We start from the raw sequence: 16749 nt of genomic DNA on the forward strand, positions 1-16749 counted from the left end.
GCGATGCCAGGCCAGAGGCTTATCGGCTGGGCCCCGCCACCAGGCGTATCCGCGCTGCTGCCGACGTCGATAGCCACAGGCTCTGGCCGCTGCCGAAGTGAACCAGTCTGGCCTCGTATCCGTTGCGCGCATTCTGACGCAAGTCGGCGCTCCAGTACGGAAAGCGGCCGGTATGAGGGAAGAAGCCGGTAGCGATGCGAGGATTGCCGATAAAGCCGGTATCGAGCAGCAATCCCTGCAGTTCTGCCGCGCTGGGCAGGCGCCAGTCGCTGCGCTGGCACCAGCGCTCACGCCTGGCCTGGGCAATCAGATCGCTACTATCGCAGGGGATGACCTGCAGCCTGGTATTGATGCAGCTGCCGGACTTGGCCTTGCCGGTGCCACTGGCGGCATCGAACCAGGAGTAGGTGGCCGTGTCCAGATGGGTGCCTTCGTTGTCGGTCTTGTTCTCCCATACCAAGCCTGTCTGCTTGTCCACAATACAGGCCCAGGGGCCGAGATGGGGAGGCTGCGCCGCGCCTTGGGCAGTCAGTTTCTGGTAGCGGGATTCGTCGGCGGCGGCGGCCGTACAGGCCAGCCAGGCCAGGAGCGGTAGCAGGCGTTGCATGGCGGGCCTCAATCGAAGCGCAGCCGTAAGGGCCGCAGGTGATAGCTATGGCGGATCTGGGCGTGGTCGAACACGGCTACCCACAGGTAAAGCCCATCCACCAGATCGAGATCGAAAGGCGAGGCTGATTGAATGCCGCGGGCGGCCTCCAGCGTCCACCGGCCTTGCTGCCATTGTGCCGCGGCCTGTACATCGCCCCTGTCGCCTTCGAACACGGTCTTCCACAGTACCGAAGGCATTACGGTGCCAACTGGGTAGTGATCGTCCTTACTGTCGTAGGGCGTGGATTCATACCAGGACATACCCCAGTACACGCTTGGATCGTTTGCTTTGGCCTGCTGGAAGCGTGCCAGCAGGGCGGGATCTCGCGGCAGGCGCTTGGGGCGGATGTTGCCCTCGCCCGGCCAGGCCCAGTTCTCGGTGTAACCGCCGGCCTGCAGCGGGTCGGATTTGTAGCCGGCGGTGTAGCGGGTATCGCCGGGGATCACCGGGTAGGGCGAGCCGAAATGGCTGTCGTCCAGCTGGTTGAAGCCATGGGTGCGGACGGCCTTCCAGTGCCATACATCGATCAGGCCGCCACCCTGGGTTGCATGATAGCCCCTGCCCGTCGCATGTGGTGGCGCCCGGTGTACCGGTTGCCGGCCCAATTGCATGCTTCCGCTGCCAGCCGCCGCGGCATCGTTGGCAAACATGATGGCCAGCTTGTCTTCGTAGTACAGGGTTTCATCGTGCTGGTTCAGGCCGCGCTGCTTGATCTGCCAGCCTGTGGGCGTCTTGATCAAGGGCAGGTGCTGCAGGCTGGGGGTGGGGTCGGGCCAGCTGAATCGGAAGTACATGACTTCTCCCTGCCTCAGTGCCTGCACTGTCACCGGTATGGCGGCCTGTTCACGGCCTACGCCCAGTGTGTCGACGGTGCGGGCGGCTGCATGTTGCCAGGCGGCTTCGGTGCTCGCGCCATCGACGGTGATGGTCTCGGACAAGGCGATGCTGCCGACAGGCAGCACAGCGGTAGTTGCCTGCTGCCAAGTGGGCCGCAACAGCCAGGTGGTGGCGCTGATGCCCAGTACCACCAGCAGCGTGACGACGCAGGCCTGCCATGTCAGCCTTGGCAGGACAATGGCGCGTAGCTGTGTCCAGGGCGTCCAGCCGGCCTGCATGACCATATGCAGGATGAAGCAGGCCAGCAAGGTGAAGGCCAGCCAGCGATGGGCCCACAGCAGCCAGCCGCCCGCCGCTGCGCTGCCCGCCAGATAGATTGCCAGCCCCAGCAGCAGCAATGCCAGCAGCAGCCAGCGCAGGGCGTGGATCAATCCACGGTTGTAGGGCGCCATCCGACCGGCCGTGCTGTATGGGCGAGCTGCGCGGTTCAGCCACAGGTGGGTGCCATAGGCACAGGCTAGTGCCAGCCAGCCGCAGGCGAGCAGCAGGTGCAGGCCATAGACATCACCTTGCGGCAACCAATGGGCGATACCCGGGAGCAGGTCGTCCAGGCGGCTGCTGATATGGATGCGCAAGCCGCTGGCCAGGCTGGCCAGCAGCAAGGGCAGTGCCAGCCAGTGCAGGATGACGATGCGGGTAAGGGGTTTGTGCAGGGGCATGGCGGTGAAGGGGAAAGGCCCGCAATGCGTCAGCATGCGGGCCGTTAGGTCGAATAGCGTTACCGCTAGGCTAGTGGTTTAGCGCGTGGTGGGTACGGTGAAGTTCAGCAAGAGCTGCGCGGCATTGCCACTTTCGCGCGAACTGAAATCCACACCATTGCTGCTACCACCGCTGGACAGGACCACCCCGTGGTTGACCATGCTGCCATTGAGCCAGGCTTGCAACATGGCCACGCCAGCGGCATTGAGGGTAATGCTGGCGCTGCCATTGCTGGATGGCACCACGCTGCCTATCAGCGTACCGCCCGAGGTCTGGGCATAGGTTGCGGCAGTTTCGCTCCAGCTGCTGTTCATGGCATGGAGGTTGTAGCTGCCACTGGATGGATCGACCACGTTGAGCTTGATCGAGGCGCTCTGCACCGTTGCGCCGGCGGGGACGCTGGCCAGCCCCCAGCCCAGCAGGGCGCGCAACTGCTTGCCTGCGTCGTCGCCATCGGCCAGCACGGTGTTGCCATTTTGCAGGGTGCCGCTGCTGGAGACGGTTACGTCGCGGGTGGCGCTCAGGCTGATGCTCTGGCCGGGCACGCTGGTGCTCTCGTTCAGCTCGGTCAGGTTGTTGGCGGCCCGCTTGAGGCTGAAGACATTGCCGACAGCGGCCGAGTCCCACAGGCTCCAGCCGGTTGGCAGGGCCAGTGGGTCGGCATCGCGGCCCGCTTTGCTCAGCGTGTTGGTGCTAGGCTCGCTGGACAGGTACACCGTACGGATATCGATATTGCTTGCTGTCGCCTGTATCACGTTCAGGTGGGCAAAGCTGCCTTGGTCGACTATCCAGGGTGAGCTGCGGTCTGCCGTGCGCACCGGTGCACCCCAGGCGCCCTCGCCGATGTAGACGGTGCCGGCGCTGACCTCCTGGTAATCGCTGCCGTTGGGCCTTACCGGCTTGGTGTACTTGGCGATATGGGTGTCGGACTCATTGACCAGATTCATGCGGTAGTCGTAGAAGACCTGTGCCCAATCCAGTGCGATCTGGTGCACTGCTGGCTTGGACGAGCTGCGCGGGAACATGGGCTTGTGATACTGAGCCAAGCGCCATTGGGCGCTCGTGCCATTGGCCGGCAGATCGCCGTTCAGCCAGTTGCGCTGGGCCGTACGATCATTGGCCTGGCTGGAGCCGAACTCGGTATTGAGGGTATAGATACGCAACAGACTGCCGACATTGAGCGCATAATAGCTGTCGCGCAGCGAGCAACTGCCGTTGCGATCGGCATCCACGCCAAACACCGAACACATGAAGTTCATGTCCGATGCCTCGTGGTTGCCCACCGTGGGGATGAGCGGATAGGCTTGCTTGTAAGCCACACCGTTGATGGTTGTCGGGGTGTAGGTCAGCAGCCAGTCGCTGAGCCAGGTATCCATCTCGCTGGCGCTATGGTTATCGGTGTAGTCGCCACTGAACATGACAAAGTGAGGCCGGACCTTCTGTACCAGCCGGTTGCCCTGCTGGCGTTGGCTGCGATTGGTACGTGAATCGCCGCCCGCAATGAAGGTAAGCCCTTGCGGTGCGCTGGGTGCAGTGCGGAAGAAGTAGGGTTCGGTGCAGCCGGTGCTGTCGCAGGCGCGGAAGTAGTACTCGGTATTGGCGGTCAGGCCGGTGAGTCGGACAAAGTAGTTGTCCAGGCTGCTCTTGAAGGTACGCTTGATGGCAGCGCCGCTGTTTTGCCAGCTGCTTTCAGTGGTGCTGCTACCGTACTTGACGTATTGGCCGCTGGAGGCTGCCGAGCCACTGCGCGAGAAACCGATGATGGCTTCGCTGCTTGGGTTGGCCTCCCACACGACACGCACATTCTTGACGGCTGCTTCTGCTTGGCTGGCCAGTGCGAGTCCAAGGCACAGCAAGCCGATTCTCCTATACACCTTCATTTCCGCCTCCTTTATGGGTTTTGATGCTGTCTTCAGACTGAAGGGGACTGCCATCAACTACGCTTGCGTCTTGATACGGTACGGCTGGGGTATCTCTCGCTAGCGATCCGGCCGACAGGGCATCGGGGTCATGCGCGCGCCTTGTCTGGTTTTGGCAATTCTGGTTGCTGGCAAGTCCACTAAGGTCGCTGGAATGTAGTAGGGAAATATGACGAATAAAAGTCGGTGGTGCCAAAGTGGCGTGTAGGTGCCGATTTGTTGTACCTCTGACGCATATCTGTGGGCCGGTGTGGTGCTCATTGGTATGTCTGGCGGGGGTACTGGTCGGTGCCTACCGGCATCCCGGATTGAACAAAGGCTTCGATCTGGTATCGTTCTGCACCGCGTGCGGTCGCCATGCTCCTGCCCCACGCGCCCTTGTCTTGTTTTTCTATCCTGCAGGCTACCCTTGTCCGTAACCACCACTACTCGTCAGGCATCTCGCTGGCCTGGGCTTGATGGCAGTGTCCTGCTGCTATTTGCCTTTGCCATTCCGATCAGTACGGCCTTGGTCAACCTGCTGTGGCCCTTGGTACTGCTGCTGGGGCTGTACCGGGCGCAGCAGTACGGGTGGCGCAAGCTGCTGATGCAACCTGTGGTGCTGGCCAGCTGCGCCTTGTTCGGTTGGATGCTGGTCGGTATCGGCTATTCAGCCGGAGGTTGGCACGAGGGGCTACAAGGCTTGGCAACCTACAAGAAGCTGCTGCTGATACCCATGCTCAGCGCCATCCTGCTGCAACGGCCGCGTGTGGCAACGTGGATACTGTGGGGTTTTGCTGGCGCCATGATGCTGACGCTGTGGATGTCGTTTGCCAGTTGGCAGCTGGGTTACAGCTTCAACAGGGTAGGGGGCTACCCTGGTACGGCGTTCAAGTTCCATATCACCCAAAGCCTGCTGCTGGCGGCGACTGCATGGTGCTGCTGGCGCTGGAGCCAGGCCGTGGCCGGTTATGCCCGTTGGCTGATGGGGGCTTTGGCCTTGTTGATCGTCATCAACGTGCTGTTGATCGTGCCCGGTCGGACCGGCTATCTTGCGCTGGCCGCACTGGTGGCGTGGTGGGCAGTTTATCGCCTGCGCGGCTGGCAACTGGCTGTAACCCTGGTGGCCTCATTGCTGATGCTGGCTGCGCTATTGTTGACGCAGAACCCCTTCTCCCAGCGTATCCACGAGGGGATGGCGGATGTCCAGCATTACCAGGCAGGTCAGGTGGAAACCTCCTTGGGCCTGCGGTTGGATTTTTACCGGCATAGCCTCCTGTTGATTGCCGAACAGCCTATCCTGGGCGTAGGCACAGGGGGGTTTACTCCCGCCTACCGGCAACTGACTGGCTTTACCGAAGGTCTGCGTGCGGCAGACAACCCACATAGCGAATACCTGATGATAGCCGCACAACATGGCCTGCCAGGTGTGCTGCTGGCTGGTTGGCTGGCATGGGCCATGATCCAGGCGGCACGCCAGCTACCTACGACGCTGCAGCGGGAAATGGCATTGGGCTGCCTGGTGGTACTGGCCGCCTGCAGCCTGTTCAATTCCTTGCTGAAGGACTTTACTGAAGGTCATGTGATTGCCCTGTTGGCGGCGCTATTGGTTTGTTGCCGGCAAACCAGTTCGACGCCGGCATCACCATGAAGGTAGGCCCGGTACAGGGCAGCGCCCTGCCGCTTGGTGGCAGGGTAGGGATAAAAGGACTTGAAGCATGAGCGCGCCGCAAGTAAGTGTCATCGTACCGGTGCATAACGCTGCCGGACACCTGGAGGCCCTGCTGGCCTCGCTGGCGGCCCAGACGCAGCCTGGGCTGGAGTTCCTGCTGGTGGATGACGGCTCGCAAGATGATTCCTTGGCCATGCTGCAAGCCTTTGCCATCCAGGAGCCGCGCGCCCGCGTGTTTCATCACCCGCAGGCTAAGGGCTCGGCGGCTGCGCGCAATACTGCGATCGCTGCGGCGCAGGGCGAGTACCTGGGGTTTGCTGACGCCGACGATATCTGCATGCCGGCTCAGTACCAGCGGCTATTCCAGCTGGCACAGGATCAGCGACTGGATGTGGCCTATTGCAATGCCTATTGCTTTGGCCAGCAGCCGGGCGATAGCACCCAGTTGGTCTGCAGCAAGCGCAAGCTCGATGGCGTGAGGCAAGGTCGTGACTGGCTGATACACGGCTGGCAGGTGGGGGAGCGGGTATCGGCCACCTGGCTGTCGCTGGTGCGGCGGGAGCTGGTGATCGCTGGCGGCTTGCGCTTTCCTGACGGTGAGATCATGGACGACGAGCTTTGGACGCCCTCCCTGATGCTACGTGCCGAGCGGGTGGCCTGGTTGCCGGAGCCACTTTACTACTACCGCAACCACCTGGATTCCATCACCCAGACGCGCCAGCCAGAGAAAGTCATGCGGCGCCTGCAAAGCTTGTGCCGTGTGGCGGATGCGCTATTTCAGCTGGCGGCGCTGCAGCAGGGCGAGCTGGCGTTGGCACTGCGCTGGCATGCCTATCTGAATGGCGATGCGGCGCTGGGTTTGCTGAAGCGGCTGCCCATCAAGCATGGCCGGCGTGAGGCTTATGTATCGCTGCGAGAGAGTGGGGTGCTGGACAAGCTGTGGCGGCAGGCACCGACCTTCCGACTGGCAAAGCGCTTGTTGCGTGAGTCGGTGATAGCGCGGTTTGCCTGAGTGGCTGTTACTTAAGTCAGTGATTGTTGATGTCGGGCTGTGCAAGCGCCGTGGAAACCCTGGCGCTATGCGCCAAAGCAGCCTGATACAGCTGGCTCTCTGTTGATCTCTCCCCCTGTCCCAGCCGTCGTTCGGCAACTTTTGAATGCGCGTCGGTTTTCCAACGCTTTCAGTTCACGACTGGCGCTGGGATAGCTAGGGCTGAGCGGCGGCGTATTAGTCTTTGTGCTTTTCCAGTGTTTTGTTGGCCATCAGCAAATCCTGCCAGGCTTTGTACTTGTCGGGCATATTGCGCAGCAGATAGGCCGGGTGATAGCTCACCACCACCGGGGTGCCTCGGTAGTCATGCAGCTTGCCGCGCAGGCTGGCAATGCTGGCCTCCCGGCCCAGCAGGGTCTGCACGGCGAAGCGGCCGACGGCAAAGATGACCTTGGGCTTGATCAGTTCAATCTGGCGGTGCAGAAAGGGTGCACACAGGGCCAGTTCGTCCGGGTGGGGGTTGCGGTTCTGTGGGGGACGGCACTTGAGCGTGTTGAGGATAAACACGTTCTCCTGGCGCGAGCGGTCCACGCTGGCCAGCATGGCATCCAGCAACTTGCCCGCTTGGCCCACAAAGGGCTCGCCTTGGCGGTCTTCCTCGGCGCCGGGGGCTTCGCCCACAACCAGCCAGTCGGCATCGGGCTTGCCAACGCCAAATACGGTCTTGCTGCGGCTCTTGCATAGGCTGCAGGCAGTGCAGGCCGCCACTTCGGCTTGTAGCGCGGGCCAGTCCAACTGCGCGATGGCCAGCGCCCGCTTGTCAGGGCCTGTTGCGACGGCGACGGGTTGCTCTGACTGGACTTCGGCTGGTTTCTCGGCCGGCATGATCTGGGCCATGCGCGATGGCCGGCCCCCCGGCGTCTGCGTTGGCGCGATGACGGCATCAATCGCGGCATCGATAGCAGCACTCGGCGGGGGGGCAGCGATAACCGGAGTGGGCTCTACGGCGGCAGGATCGGCAGTCAGCAGTTCGCGCCTTACCCAGCAGGGTGCCAGGCCCAGCTCTTCCAGTATCAGTTCTCGCCTGCCGTCACTCATCGTCCGCCTTCATCCAGTATCAGCGCCATCAGTACCGCATCCTCACGCCCTTCGGCGGCGCGGTAGTAGCCCTTGCGCAGGCCATTTTCCACGAAGCCCAGCCTGCGGTACAGCGAGCGTGCTGCTGCGTTGCTCTTGCGCACTTCCAGAATCATCACGGCCGCGCCTTCCTCCCTGCCTTGCTCTGCCACTGTCTCGACCAGTTGTCGGGCAATGCCACGGCGCTGGCAATCCTGGCGTACACCCAAGGTAAGCAGGGACAGCTCGTCCAGCACCTGGCTTGTGACGGCAAAGCCGATCACCTCGCCGGCCTGCTCGGCTATCCAGCCACGGTGCCCCTCTGCGTAGGACTGGATGAATTGCAGGGCAGTCCAAGGGAAGGCCTGCAGCGCAGCCTCGATGGCGGCCATGGCGGGCAGATCGGTTTCTGCCAGGGGGCGGATAAGCAGTGGCGTAGCTGAATTCACGGGATATTCGTTAAAAGTAACACGGTTTTCGCTGAAAATACGCGCCCGGCATACGGCTTGGTGCGCATAATTTCAGCAAATCATTGTGGACGGCCAAGGCCATGACTAATAGTGCTGAAGGTATTGCTGTCGTTGTCAATCTGGACTACCTCACCTTGCCTTATGACGTCTGCCGCATGCTCTGGGTGGTGGTCGAACGCGCCATGGTCGAGGCGGGTTTTGTCCTCGATGGCCGGGTGTTCCTGGCCCAGAACGACACCACGGCGGCGGAGCGCGCCCGGGCGGTAATGAAGTCGCTGGAGCCGACGTTTGAATCGCTGGGGGTATCGCAGTTTGATGCCGTCCGTGAATTCTACTGCTACGATCTGGCTGCCCGGATAGACCTGAATATGATCGACACTGCTGAAGTGGTGGAGTTGATAGAAACCTTGGCCTGAGCCACTCAGGCTTTCTTCTCCCGCTCACTGGTCTTGAGCGCCACCTTGTCGCGGATGTAAAGCAGCTCCAAATGCTCGGCCTTGGTGGCACGGCCAGCAGCGAACTCCCGTTGTGCCAGCTTGAGTACGCCGCGTGCATGCGGAAAGCGCGTGCTTTCCACGCCTGCCAGCTGCGCACCATATTGCCGGGCCAATGCCTCGCCCTGCACCGCAAAACCACTGCCTACACCCAGCCAGTTGCCGTCGGGCAACATGGGCAAGGCCTGTGGGCCGCAGACCGTGGTTGCCACACTTTCCACCCAGTCATCGCCCTGCCGGGTATAGCCGGCCAGGTACAGCTCGCCCATGCGGGCATCCAGTACGGCCAAGGTCTGCGGGCTATCGGTATCCGCTGCCAGCGCAGCCAGGGTATTGACCCCGACGGTGGGTATATCCAGCCCGAACGCCAGGCCCTGGACTATGCCGCATCCTATGCGCAAGCCGGTGAACGAACCTGGACCGATGGACAAGGCCAGGCCATCCAGCTGGCTGAAGCTGGCGCCCGCGTCCGCTAGCAGCGCCTGCATCATGGGCAGCGTAAGTTCGGCATGGCGCTGCTGGGCATGCCAGTCGCGCGCCAGTACCTCTCCCTTGTACAAAAGGCAAAGCGACAGATATTCGGTTGAGGTGTCTAGCGTGAGCAGGTTCATGGTTAATCTGGCCGATGGCAGGGGCGAATTCTAACATGGGGCCTATCCATGCCCATGCTGCTCTGCGAGGACAGCACTCGCGCCACCCGGGAGCCCTTGGTGCTGGCTGCTAACAGTGGCGTTAGGCCTATAGGGATAATTGATCAAATATATTGATGCATATGACCCATTTTTTTCGCTTTCTACCGATGATGTCTTGATAAAGAATGGCATACACAAGATCGGTAAACGATCAGAATTCTTGAAAGGATTATCGCTATGTCTACTGCTGTCTTCGCTCCGCGTGAAATTGAACGCATCGTCAATGGCATGCCAACATCGGATGGCGCAGGGGTAAAGCTGCTGCGTGTGCTGACTCAGGATCTGCAGCAACGGCTGGATCCCTTCCTGATGCTGGACTACTTCCATAGCGACGACCCGCAGGATTACCTGGCTGGCTTTCCTGATCACCCCCATCGTGGCTTCGAGACCGTGACCTATATGCTGAATGGCCGCATGCGTCACCGTGACAATGCGGGCAATGAAGGACTGCTGACGGCGGGCGGCGTGCAATGGATGACGGCGGGGCGAGGTATCGTGCACTCGGAACTGCCAGAGCAGGAAGCGGGCCTGATGCAAGGCTTCCAGCTTTGGGTAAACCTGCCAGGCAAGCATAAGCTCACGACACCGGGCTACCGTGATATACCGGCTGGCGACATACCGGTGCTGCTGACGGAGCAGGGTGTCACCGTCAAGGTGATCGCTGGGCAGAGTGGGGATGTGGCCGGTGCGGTGCAGAAGGACGATACCGAACCTTTCTACCTGGACCTGCACCTGCCGGCCCAGGCCGAGTTTGAACAGGTCCTGCCCGCTGGCTTCAATGGCTTTGTCTATGTTTACGAAGGCATTGCCTTGCTGGGTGGCCGTGCACAGGCCGTGCGGGCCAGGCAAATGGGCGTGCTGGAAACCCGTGCCGAGCGCGATGGGGTACGAATCAAGGGCGGCGAGGCAGGTGCCAAGCTGCTGCTGATAGCCGGCAAGCCCTTGCGTGAACCCATTGCGCAATGGGGGCCGTTCGTCATGAATACGCGTGAGGAAGTCATGCAGGCAGTCGAAGACTTCCGTGCCGGTGCATTTTGAATTCACGCCCTGCTGCGTCGGCAGGGCGTTCCGCTTACCGAGGAAATAGCATGTCCAGCATCCAACACCTGCTCAAGCCGCACGAGCGCGACCTTGGTGGTTTCAGCGTAAAGCGGTTGTTGCCGTCCTTGCCCAAGCAGGCAGTAGGGCCTTTTATCTTCTTTGACCATATGGGGCCATCGGCTCAGGCGCCGGGAGAGGGCATGGACGTACGCCCCCATCCGCATATCGGCCTGGCGACAGTGACCTATCTGTATGAGGGAGAGATACTGCACCGCGATAGCCTGGGCAGTGTGCAGGTTATACGGCCTGGCGATGTGAACTGGATGACGGCGGGAAGTGGTGTGGTGCATTCGGAGCGCACGCCGCCCGGGGCACGCGCTCAGGGCCAGACGCTGCATGGCTTGCAGACCTGGTTTGCCCTGCCCAGGGAGTATGAGGACACGGCGCCGGGCTTTTGGCACCACCCGGCGGCCACGCTACCGCTGCTAGAGGAGCCGGGCTTGAGTCTGCGGGTGATACTGGGGACGGCCTATGGTCAGACTTCGCCCGTGCATACCTATGGCGACACCTTGTATGTGGCCGGGGAGCTGGCAGCTGGAGCGACTTTTGAGATACCGCCCGAGCATGCCGAGCGAGGTGTCTATCTGGCCAGCGGCGGCCTGGAGATCGATGGGATTGCCATCCAGCCAGGGCAATTGGCTGTGCTGGTGCCGGGGGCGACGGTCAGTGTCCGGGCCACGAGCGATACGCGTTTGCTGGTACTGGGTGGCGAGCCGCTGGATGGCCCACGCTATATCTGGTGGAATTTTGTGGCTTCTAGCCGGGAGCGGATCGAGGCAGCCAAGCAACGCTGGCAGGCTGGCGAGTTCCCCCAGGTGCCTGGCGAGACAGAGCGCATCCCCTTGCCGGAAAAATAAGCCAGCCGGGACGTGTCATTCAGTGTGCCTGCAGGGCGGCCCCGGTGCTCCGCGCTGCGCGGGGTGGGCTGTGACAGGCATTAGACAAGCGGCGGGTTTATACAGGCTATAGTGTCATCAGATTGTTGCCTGGAGGCGTGGACATGTCGCTAGCCCACCTTGGTCTGCTTGGTCTGTTGTTGATGGCGATGCCTGTCCTGGCGGCCCCTTGGGTGGTCGCCAGCGACGAGGCCTTTCCGCCTTATGCCTACCTGGATCAGAAAACACGGCAGCCGGCAGGCATGGATACCGAGATCGTGCGGGCGGTGCTGGAAGCCGCCAGCCAGCCCTATCAAATCCAGTTGTATCCGTGGGAACGGGTCAAGAAGATGCTGGATTTCAAGCAGGTGGACATGGCCTATCAGTTTGTTGGCACGCCGGAGCGTATGGAAAAGTATCGGCTGGTTGGCCCCATACGCAATGGGGTGACGGTGCTGATGACGCGTCGGGACGGCCCGGCCGACTACCAGACGCTGGAGGACTTGTCGCCTTACATCGTGGGAACGGTGCTGGGTTTCTCCTACACCGAGACTTTCGACAAGGCCACGCTGAAGAAGGATGCGGGTGCGACCAGCCCGCTGCAGTTGGTGCAAAAGCTGATTGCACGCCGGGTGGATGTGATCATAGGCGACAAGGCACAGTTGCTCTACTTGGCGCGCGAATTGGGTGCCGACAAGGATTTACGGATACTTGGGCAGCCCCTGGCCGAAGTGCCACGCTATGTTGGATTCCCCAAAGACGAGGTGATCAAGGCACAACGCTTTGCCGACGGACTGGAAAAGATACGCCGTGATGGCACCTTGGACAAGATTCTAAGCAAATGGCAGTAGGCCCGCGTTAATCCCGCGGGCACGCCAGACCGGCAGGGTATGCCTGTCCCGCTCCATTGGTCCAGTAGGGGCGGTGGCTAGTGTTTTTGCTCGTCGGTCAGCATGTCTTCCGGTTCACCAGCCACTGCTGGATATCGCCAGCGCCTGGCAACCCTGTCAAACCCGTGAGGGTATGCACATGTGATTGTTTGCCAACTCATGTCTGGTTTGCTGCCTTGATCCGCCGATACCGATTATCGCAAGATGCAGGAACAAAAAAGCCGACCTTGCAAGGTCGGCTTTTGGGGTTACGGACTGGTGTACTGCTTACTGCAACGTCTTCCACAGGAAGCTGTATTCCAGTGCAGTCATGTCGGCTTTTTGCTTGTTATCGGCCGCGCCTGCATGGCCACCTTCCATGTTCTCGTAGTACCAGACAGACTTGACACCCATCTCCTGGAACTTGGCCATCATCTTGCGGGCGTGGCCAGGGTGGACGCGGTCATCGCGGGTCGAGGTGGTAAACAGTATATTGGGGTAGCGGCTACCCTTCTTGATATTGTGGTAAGGCGAATACTTGCGGATATAGGCCCACTCTCCGGGGATATCCGGGTTGCCATACTCGCCCATCCACGAGGCGCCAGCCAGCAGCTGGTTGAAGCGCTTCATGTCCAGCAGCGGTACCTGGCACACCACGGCGCCGAACAGGTCGGGCCGTTGGGTCATCATCACCCCCATCAACAAGCCGCCGTTGCTGCCCCCCATGATGCCGAGCTTGGCCGGTTTGGTGATCTTGCGCTTGACCAGGTCCTCGCCCACGGCGATGAAATCGTCATAGGACTTCTGGCGCTTGGACTTGAGTGCGGCCTGATGCCAGCGCGGGCCGAATTCGCCACCGCCACGGATGTTCGCCACCACGTAGACGCCACCCTTTTCCAGCCAGGCCTTGCCCACACCGGCCGAATACCAGGGCGTCATGCTCTGCTCGAAACCGCCATAGCCATAGAGCAGGGTGGGGTTGCTGCCATCCAGCTTTAGGTTTTTTGCCTTGACGATGAAGTAAGGTACCTTGGTGCCATCCTTGGAGGTGGCTTCGTTCTGGGCGATCTCGAAGCCGCTGGCATCGAAGAAGGCGGGGCGCTGCTTCAGCATCTCGCGCTTGTCGCTACCGGCCGTGCCCAGATAGAGCGAGTCCGGGGTCAGGAAGTCCACATGGGTGAGGAAGTAATCATCCGACTCATCGGCATCCACCCCGGTGACGCCCAGGCTGCCAAAAGCAGGGGCATCCACCTTGCGGCTGGCCCACTTGCCGCTCTCAAAACGCCATTCATCGATACGGCCTTTGACATTGTCCAGCACGGTGACCAATACATGGTTACGGGTCATGGTCATGCCGTCCATGGCCGTGGTGGGCGTGGGGGTAAACAGCGGCGTGAAATCACGCTTGCCAGCCTGGAAGGCGGCAAAATCCACGGCCAGCAGGCTGCCGGACGGCCAGGTCTTGTCGCCAAGCCGCCATGGCTCGCGCAGGCTGATCAGCATTTGCGGGCCGAAGAAGCTGATGGTGGCGCCGGCCGGCTTGGCGATAGGGGTGAGCTTGTCGCCCTCGCGCAGAAAATCCTCGCTGGTGTAGAAGGTCACGCCGCGGCTGATGATTTCGCGGCGGAAACCGGGCTGCTCGCTGACATAGGCCGATACGGAGATATCGGCCTTCTGGCCTTCAAATACGGTCTTGGCAGCCGCCAGGGGAGTGCCCCGCTGCCACAGCTTGACTACGCGTGGGTAGCCCGAGTCGGTCAGAGAGCCGGCACCAAAGTCGGTAGCGATAAACAAGGCATCCTTGCCTTGCCAGCTGATATCCATCTTGGCTTCGGGCAGGGTGTAGCCGTCCTTGACGAAGGACTTGCTGGCGAGGTCGAACTCACGGGATACCACCGCATCTGCGCCGCCGCGTGACAGGGCCAGCATGCAACGGTCGTAGGCGGGTTGGCGACAATTGCTGCCCTTGAATACCCAGTTCTCGTTCTCGGACTTGGCCAGGCTGTCGAGGTCCAGCACGGTTTCCCACTCGGGCTCGGCGGTACGGTAGCTGGCTAGGGTGGTGCGGCGCCATACACCGCGTGGGTGTTCGGCATCACGCCAGAAGTTGTAGTAGTAAGCCCCCATTTTGTTGATATAGGGGATACGGGCCTTGGAGTTCAGGATGTCCAGCACCTGGCCACGCAGGGCCTCGAAGCCGGGCTGCTGCTCCAGCATGGCGCGGCTGACGGCGTTCTGGGCCTTGACCCAGGCCAGCGATTTTTCGCCGGCTACGTCTTCCAGCCATTGATGGGGGTCGGTGGACTTGCCTGCCAGGGTGACGGCACTGGTGCCCAGCAGGGCCAGCGATAACAGCAACTTTTTCATGGTGCTCCTCGTGAGAGACGGTGCGCTGATTGATGATTCGACGCGCGGCAGCATAAGCATCTGCGGCTGGCAGGGCGAGTTTTCTGCGATGGGCTGTTGTATTTCAGGACAGACGGGGAAGCATGCGACGTACCGCCAGCGCGATGCTGACACCAAGCAGGGCGCCCAGTGCATTGGCCAGCATGTCGAGCGGATCGAAGCTGCGATAGGGCGTCATGGCCTGCAGGCATTCAATCAGCACACCGTAGGTGCTGCAGGCCAGCAGGGTGCGGCCGTAGCGTGCCGGGAAGCACCCGGCCCACCAGGCAGCAAGTACACCATAGCCCAGCAGGTGCATGAGCTTGTCGCCCTGTGCCACCTCGGGCATGGGCGAGCCGGGCATGAGCGAACCAACCGCCAGTGCCAGGCCCAGCAACAGTCCCACGATAACTTCAGTCTTCATCCAAACCACCCAGCACCTTGCGTATGGTGTCGTAAGCAAAGCCACGCGCCTGCATGAAGCGGGCTTGCCGCGCACGTTCTGCGGGGTCGGTCGGCACTTCGCGAAACTTCTTGCGCCAGACTTCGCGTGCCCGACTCAGTTCGTCGTCTTCGGCGGGTAATTGCGCCAGCGCATCGGCGATCAGGGCATCGGCCACGCCACGCTCACGCAACTCGTTCTGCAAGCGGTAGCGGCCAAAGCGTGCGGCATTGGCATCGACATAGGCTATGGCGAAGCGGGCGTCGGATTGCCAGTTGCGCTCCACCAGCTCGTCGAGCAGGGCGTCGAGTTCCTCGCGCGCCACATCGCTGCCACCGAGCTTGCGGCGTAGCTCGGTGCGGGAGTGCTCGCGCTGCGACAACAGCTTGAGCGCCTTGCCACGCAGATCCATCAAGCCTTGCGCCCGTAGAGCCAGTCGATATAGCGGCCTACGCCCTCATCGACAGTCAGGAAGGGATATTCGTAGCCTGTTTCACGCAGGCGGGCGATATCGGCCTCGGTAAAGCTCTGGTACTTGCCGACCAAGGCATCGGGGAAGGGGATGTACTCGATGATGCCCTGCGCCACCAGTTCGTCCAATGCCAGGGCCGGCTTGCCATCATGGCGGCGGCAGGCGTTGACATTGGCGGCAGCCAGTTCGTTGAAGCTCTGTGCCCGTCCCGTACCCAGGTTGAAGATGCCCGACTGCTTGGGGTGATCCAGGAAGTGCAGATTGACCCGTACCACGTCCTCTACCGAGACAAAGTCGCGCTTCTGTTCGCCATTGCCGTAACCGTCGCATCCCGCAAACAGCTTGACCTTGCCGTGCTCACGGTACTGATGGAAGTGATGGTAGGCGACCGAGGCCATGCGGCCCTTGTGATTTTCACGGGGGCCATAGACATTGAAGTAGCGCAGTCCAACCACCTGGGCGCTCAGGTCATCCCAGCGACGGCGGACGATCTGGTCGAACAGGAACTTGGAATAGCCGTAGACGTTGAGCGGTGCCTCGAATTCACGCTCTTCGCGAAAAACCGAGCCACCGCCGTACACGGATGCGCTGGAGGCGTAGATGAAGGGGATTTCCTCGATCTGGCAGTAATCGAGCAGGGCCAGCGAATACTGGTAGTTGTTGTCCAGCATATAGCGACCGTCCTGCTCCATGGTGTCGGAACAGGCACCCTGATGCAGCACGGCGTCGATTTCGCCGTCGAAGTCGCCGGCATCCAGTTGCTCGATGAAATCATCCTTGTCGATGTAGTGCGCAATCTCGCAATCGACCAGGTTCTTGAACTTGTCGCCCTGCTTGAGATCGTCCACCGCGATGATTTCGCTGATGCCGCGCTCATTGAGTGCCTTGACGAGGTTGGAGCCGATAAAGCCGGCGGCGCCGGTGACGACGATAAACATAGGGTGGTCCGAGTAAGGTAGGGCGGGTATAGGGCGTACGCGGCATGGTCAGATGATCAGGCGGACAGCCCAGCCTGGGCACCGGCAGC

Annotated in this window: 16 protein-coding genes; 6 read left to right on the plus strand and 10 right to left on the minus strand. The window is 61.3% G+C overall.

Features of this window, described 5'->3' with window-relative positions; genetic code table 11:
- Positions 1-19: 19 nt before the first annotated feature.
- Genes QWZ03_RS08860 through QWZ03_RS08870 form a run of 3 tightly spaced genes read right to left on the minus strand, consistent with a single transcriptional unit; the run spans position 20 to position 4125 of the window.
- Positions 20-607 carry an Lcl C-terminal domain-containing protein gene (locus QWZ03_RS08860; RefSeq protein WP_290332359.1) on the minus strand — a complete coding sequence of 196 codons (588 nt, stop codon included), beginning with the start codon at positions 605-607 and terminating at the stop codon, positions 20-22.
- Positions 608-615: 8 nt separating this feature from the next.
- Positions 616-2241, minus strand: coding sequence for an ethylbenzene dehydrogenase-related protein (locus QWZ03_RS08865; protein WP_290332360.1), 1626 nt, complete (start codon positions 2239-2241; stop codon positions 616-618).
- A 42-nt stretch (positions 2242-2283) separates the two neighbouring features.
- Entirely contained in the window at positions 2284-4125 is a 1842-nt protein-coding gene (locus QWZ03_RS08870) for a DNRLRE domain-containing protein (protein WP_290332361.1), read from the minus strand.
- A gap of 448 nt (positions 4126-4573) precedes the next feature.
- Between QWZ03_RS08870 and QWZ03_RS08875 the strand changes: the two genes are divergently transcribed.
- Together QWZ03_RS08875 and QWZ03_RS08880 are read left to right on the plus strand one after the other, a co-directional pair.
- The gene (locus QWZ03_RS08875; RefSeq protein WP_290332362.1) at positions 4574-5794 is read left to right on the plus strand and encodes an O-antigen ligase family protein; all 1221 of its coding nucleotides are present in this window, start codon (positions 4574-4576) and stop codon (positions 5792-5794) included.
- A gap of 67 nt (positions 5795-5861) precedes the next feature.
- Positions 5862-6827, plus strand: coding sequence for a glycosyltransferase (locus QWZ03_RS08880; RefSeq protein ID WP_290332363.1), 966 nt, complete (start codon positions 5862-5864; stop codon positions 6825-6827).
- A 216-nt stretch (positions 6828-7043) separates the two neighbouring features.
- On the opposite strand, the gene QWZ03_RS08885 is transcribed toward QWZ03_RS08880, so the two are convergent.
- Both QWZ03_RS08885 and rimI read right to left on the minus strand, forming a co-directional pair.
- Positions 7044-7904 (minus strand): uracil-DNA glycosylase, encoded by an 861-nt coding sequence (locus QWZ03_RS08885; protein WP_290332364.1) that lies wholly within the window; start codon positions 7902-7904, stop codon positions 7044-7046.
- Positions 7901-8371 (minus strand): ribosomal protein S18-alanine N-acetyltransferase, encoded by a 471-nt coding sequence (rimI, locus tag QWZ03_RS08890; protein ID WP_284196886.1) that lies wholly within the window; start codon positions 8369-8371, stop codon positions 7901-7903. Before rimI ends, QWZ03_RS08885 begins: the two co-directional genes overlap by 4 nt.
- A 101-nt stretch (positions 8372-8472) precedes the next feature.
- On the opposite strand from rimI, the gene QWZ03_RS08895 reads away from it, so the two are divergent.
- Positions 8473-8808, plus strand: coding sequence for a hypothetical protein (locus QWZ03_RS08895; RefSeq protein ID WP_290332365.1), 336 nt, complete (start codon positions 8473-8475; stop codon positions 8806-8808).
- A 5-nt stretch (positions 8809-8813) separates the two neighbouring features.
- On the opposite strand, the gene tsaB is transcribed toward QWZ03_RS08895, so the two are convergent.
- Positions 8814-9497, minus strand: coding sequence for a tRNA (adenosine(37)-N6)-threonylcarbamoyltransferase complex dimerization subunit type 1 TsaB (gene tsaB / locus QWZ03_RS08900; RefSeq protein ID WP_290332366.1), 684 nt, complete (start codon positions 9495-9497; stop codon positions 8814-8816).
- Positions 9498-9755: 258 nt separating this feature from the next.
- Here tsaB and QWZ03_RS08905 point away from each other — a divergent pair, with 258 nt between their 5' ends.
- From QWZ03_RS08905 to QWZ03_RS08915, 3 genes are all read left to right on the plus strand, one after another.
- Positions 9756-10616, plus strand: coding sequence for a pirin family protein (locus QWZ03_RS08905; protein WP_290332367.1), 861 nt, complete (start codon positions 9756-9758; stop codon positions 10614-10616).
- A 50-nt stretch (positions 10617-10666) separates the two neighbouring features.
- Positions 10667-11536, plus strand: coding sequence for a pirin family protein (locus tag QWZ03_RS08910; protein WP_290332368.1), 870 nt, complete (start codon positions 10667-10669; stop codon positions 11534-11536).
- Positions 11537-11679: 143 nt separating this feature from the next.
- On the plus strand, positions 11680-12405 hold the full coding sequence (locus tag QWZ03_RS08915; RefSeq protein WP_290332369.1) for a substrate-binding periplasmic protein: 726 nt from the start codon (positions 11680-11682) through the stop codon (positions 12403-12405).
- Positions 12406-12711: 306 nt separating this feature from the next.
- Here the strand turns inward: QWZ03_RS08915 and QWZ03_RS08920 are convergent, their stop codons facing one another.
- From QWZ03_RS08920 to rfaD, 4 genes are all read right to left on the minus strand, one after another.
- Positions 12712-14790 carry a prolyl oligopeptidase family serine peptidase gene (locus QWZ03_RS08920; protein ID WP_290332370.1) on the minus strand — a complete coding sequence of 693 codons (2079 nt, stop codon included), beginning with the start codon at positions 14788-14790 and terminating at the stop codon, positions 12712-12714.
- 103 nt (positions 14791-14893) lie between these two features.
- Positions 14894-15232, minus strand: a complete 339-nt coding sequence (locus tag QWZ03_RS08925; RefSeq protein ID WP_290332371.1) for a VanZ family protein — start codon at positions 15230-15232, stop codon at positions 14894-14896.
- A complete protein-coding gene (gene recX / locus QWZ03_RS08930; protein WP_284196878.1) occupies positions 15222-15662 on the minus strand; it encodes a recombination regulator RecX in 441 nt (146 codons plus the stop codon). The genes QWZ03_RS08925 and recX overlap by 11 nt, the downstream gene beginning before the upstream one ends.
- Complete coding sequence (gene rfaD, locus QWZ03_RS08935; RefSeq protein ID WP_290332372.1) at positions 15662-16660, minus strand: ADP-glyceromanno-heptose 6-epimerase; 999 nt, start codon at positions 16658-16660, stop codon at positions 15662-15664. The genes recX and rfaD overlap by 1 nt, the downstream gene beginning before the upstream one ends.
- Between the last annotated feature and the right edge of the window lie 89 nt (positions 16661-16749).

It is taken from the genome of Chitinimonas viridis, from assembly GCF_030409555.1.
Taxonomy (GTDB): domain Bacteria; phylum Pseudomonadota; class Gammaproteobacteria; order Burkholderiales; family Chitinimonadaceae; genus Chitinimonas; species Chitinimonas viridis.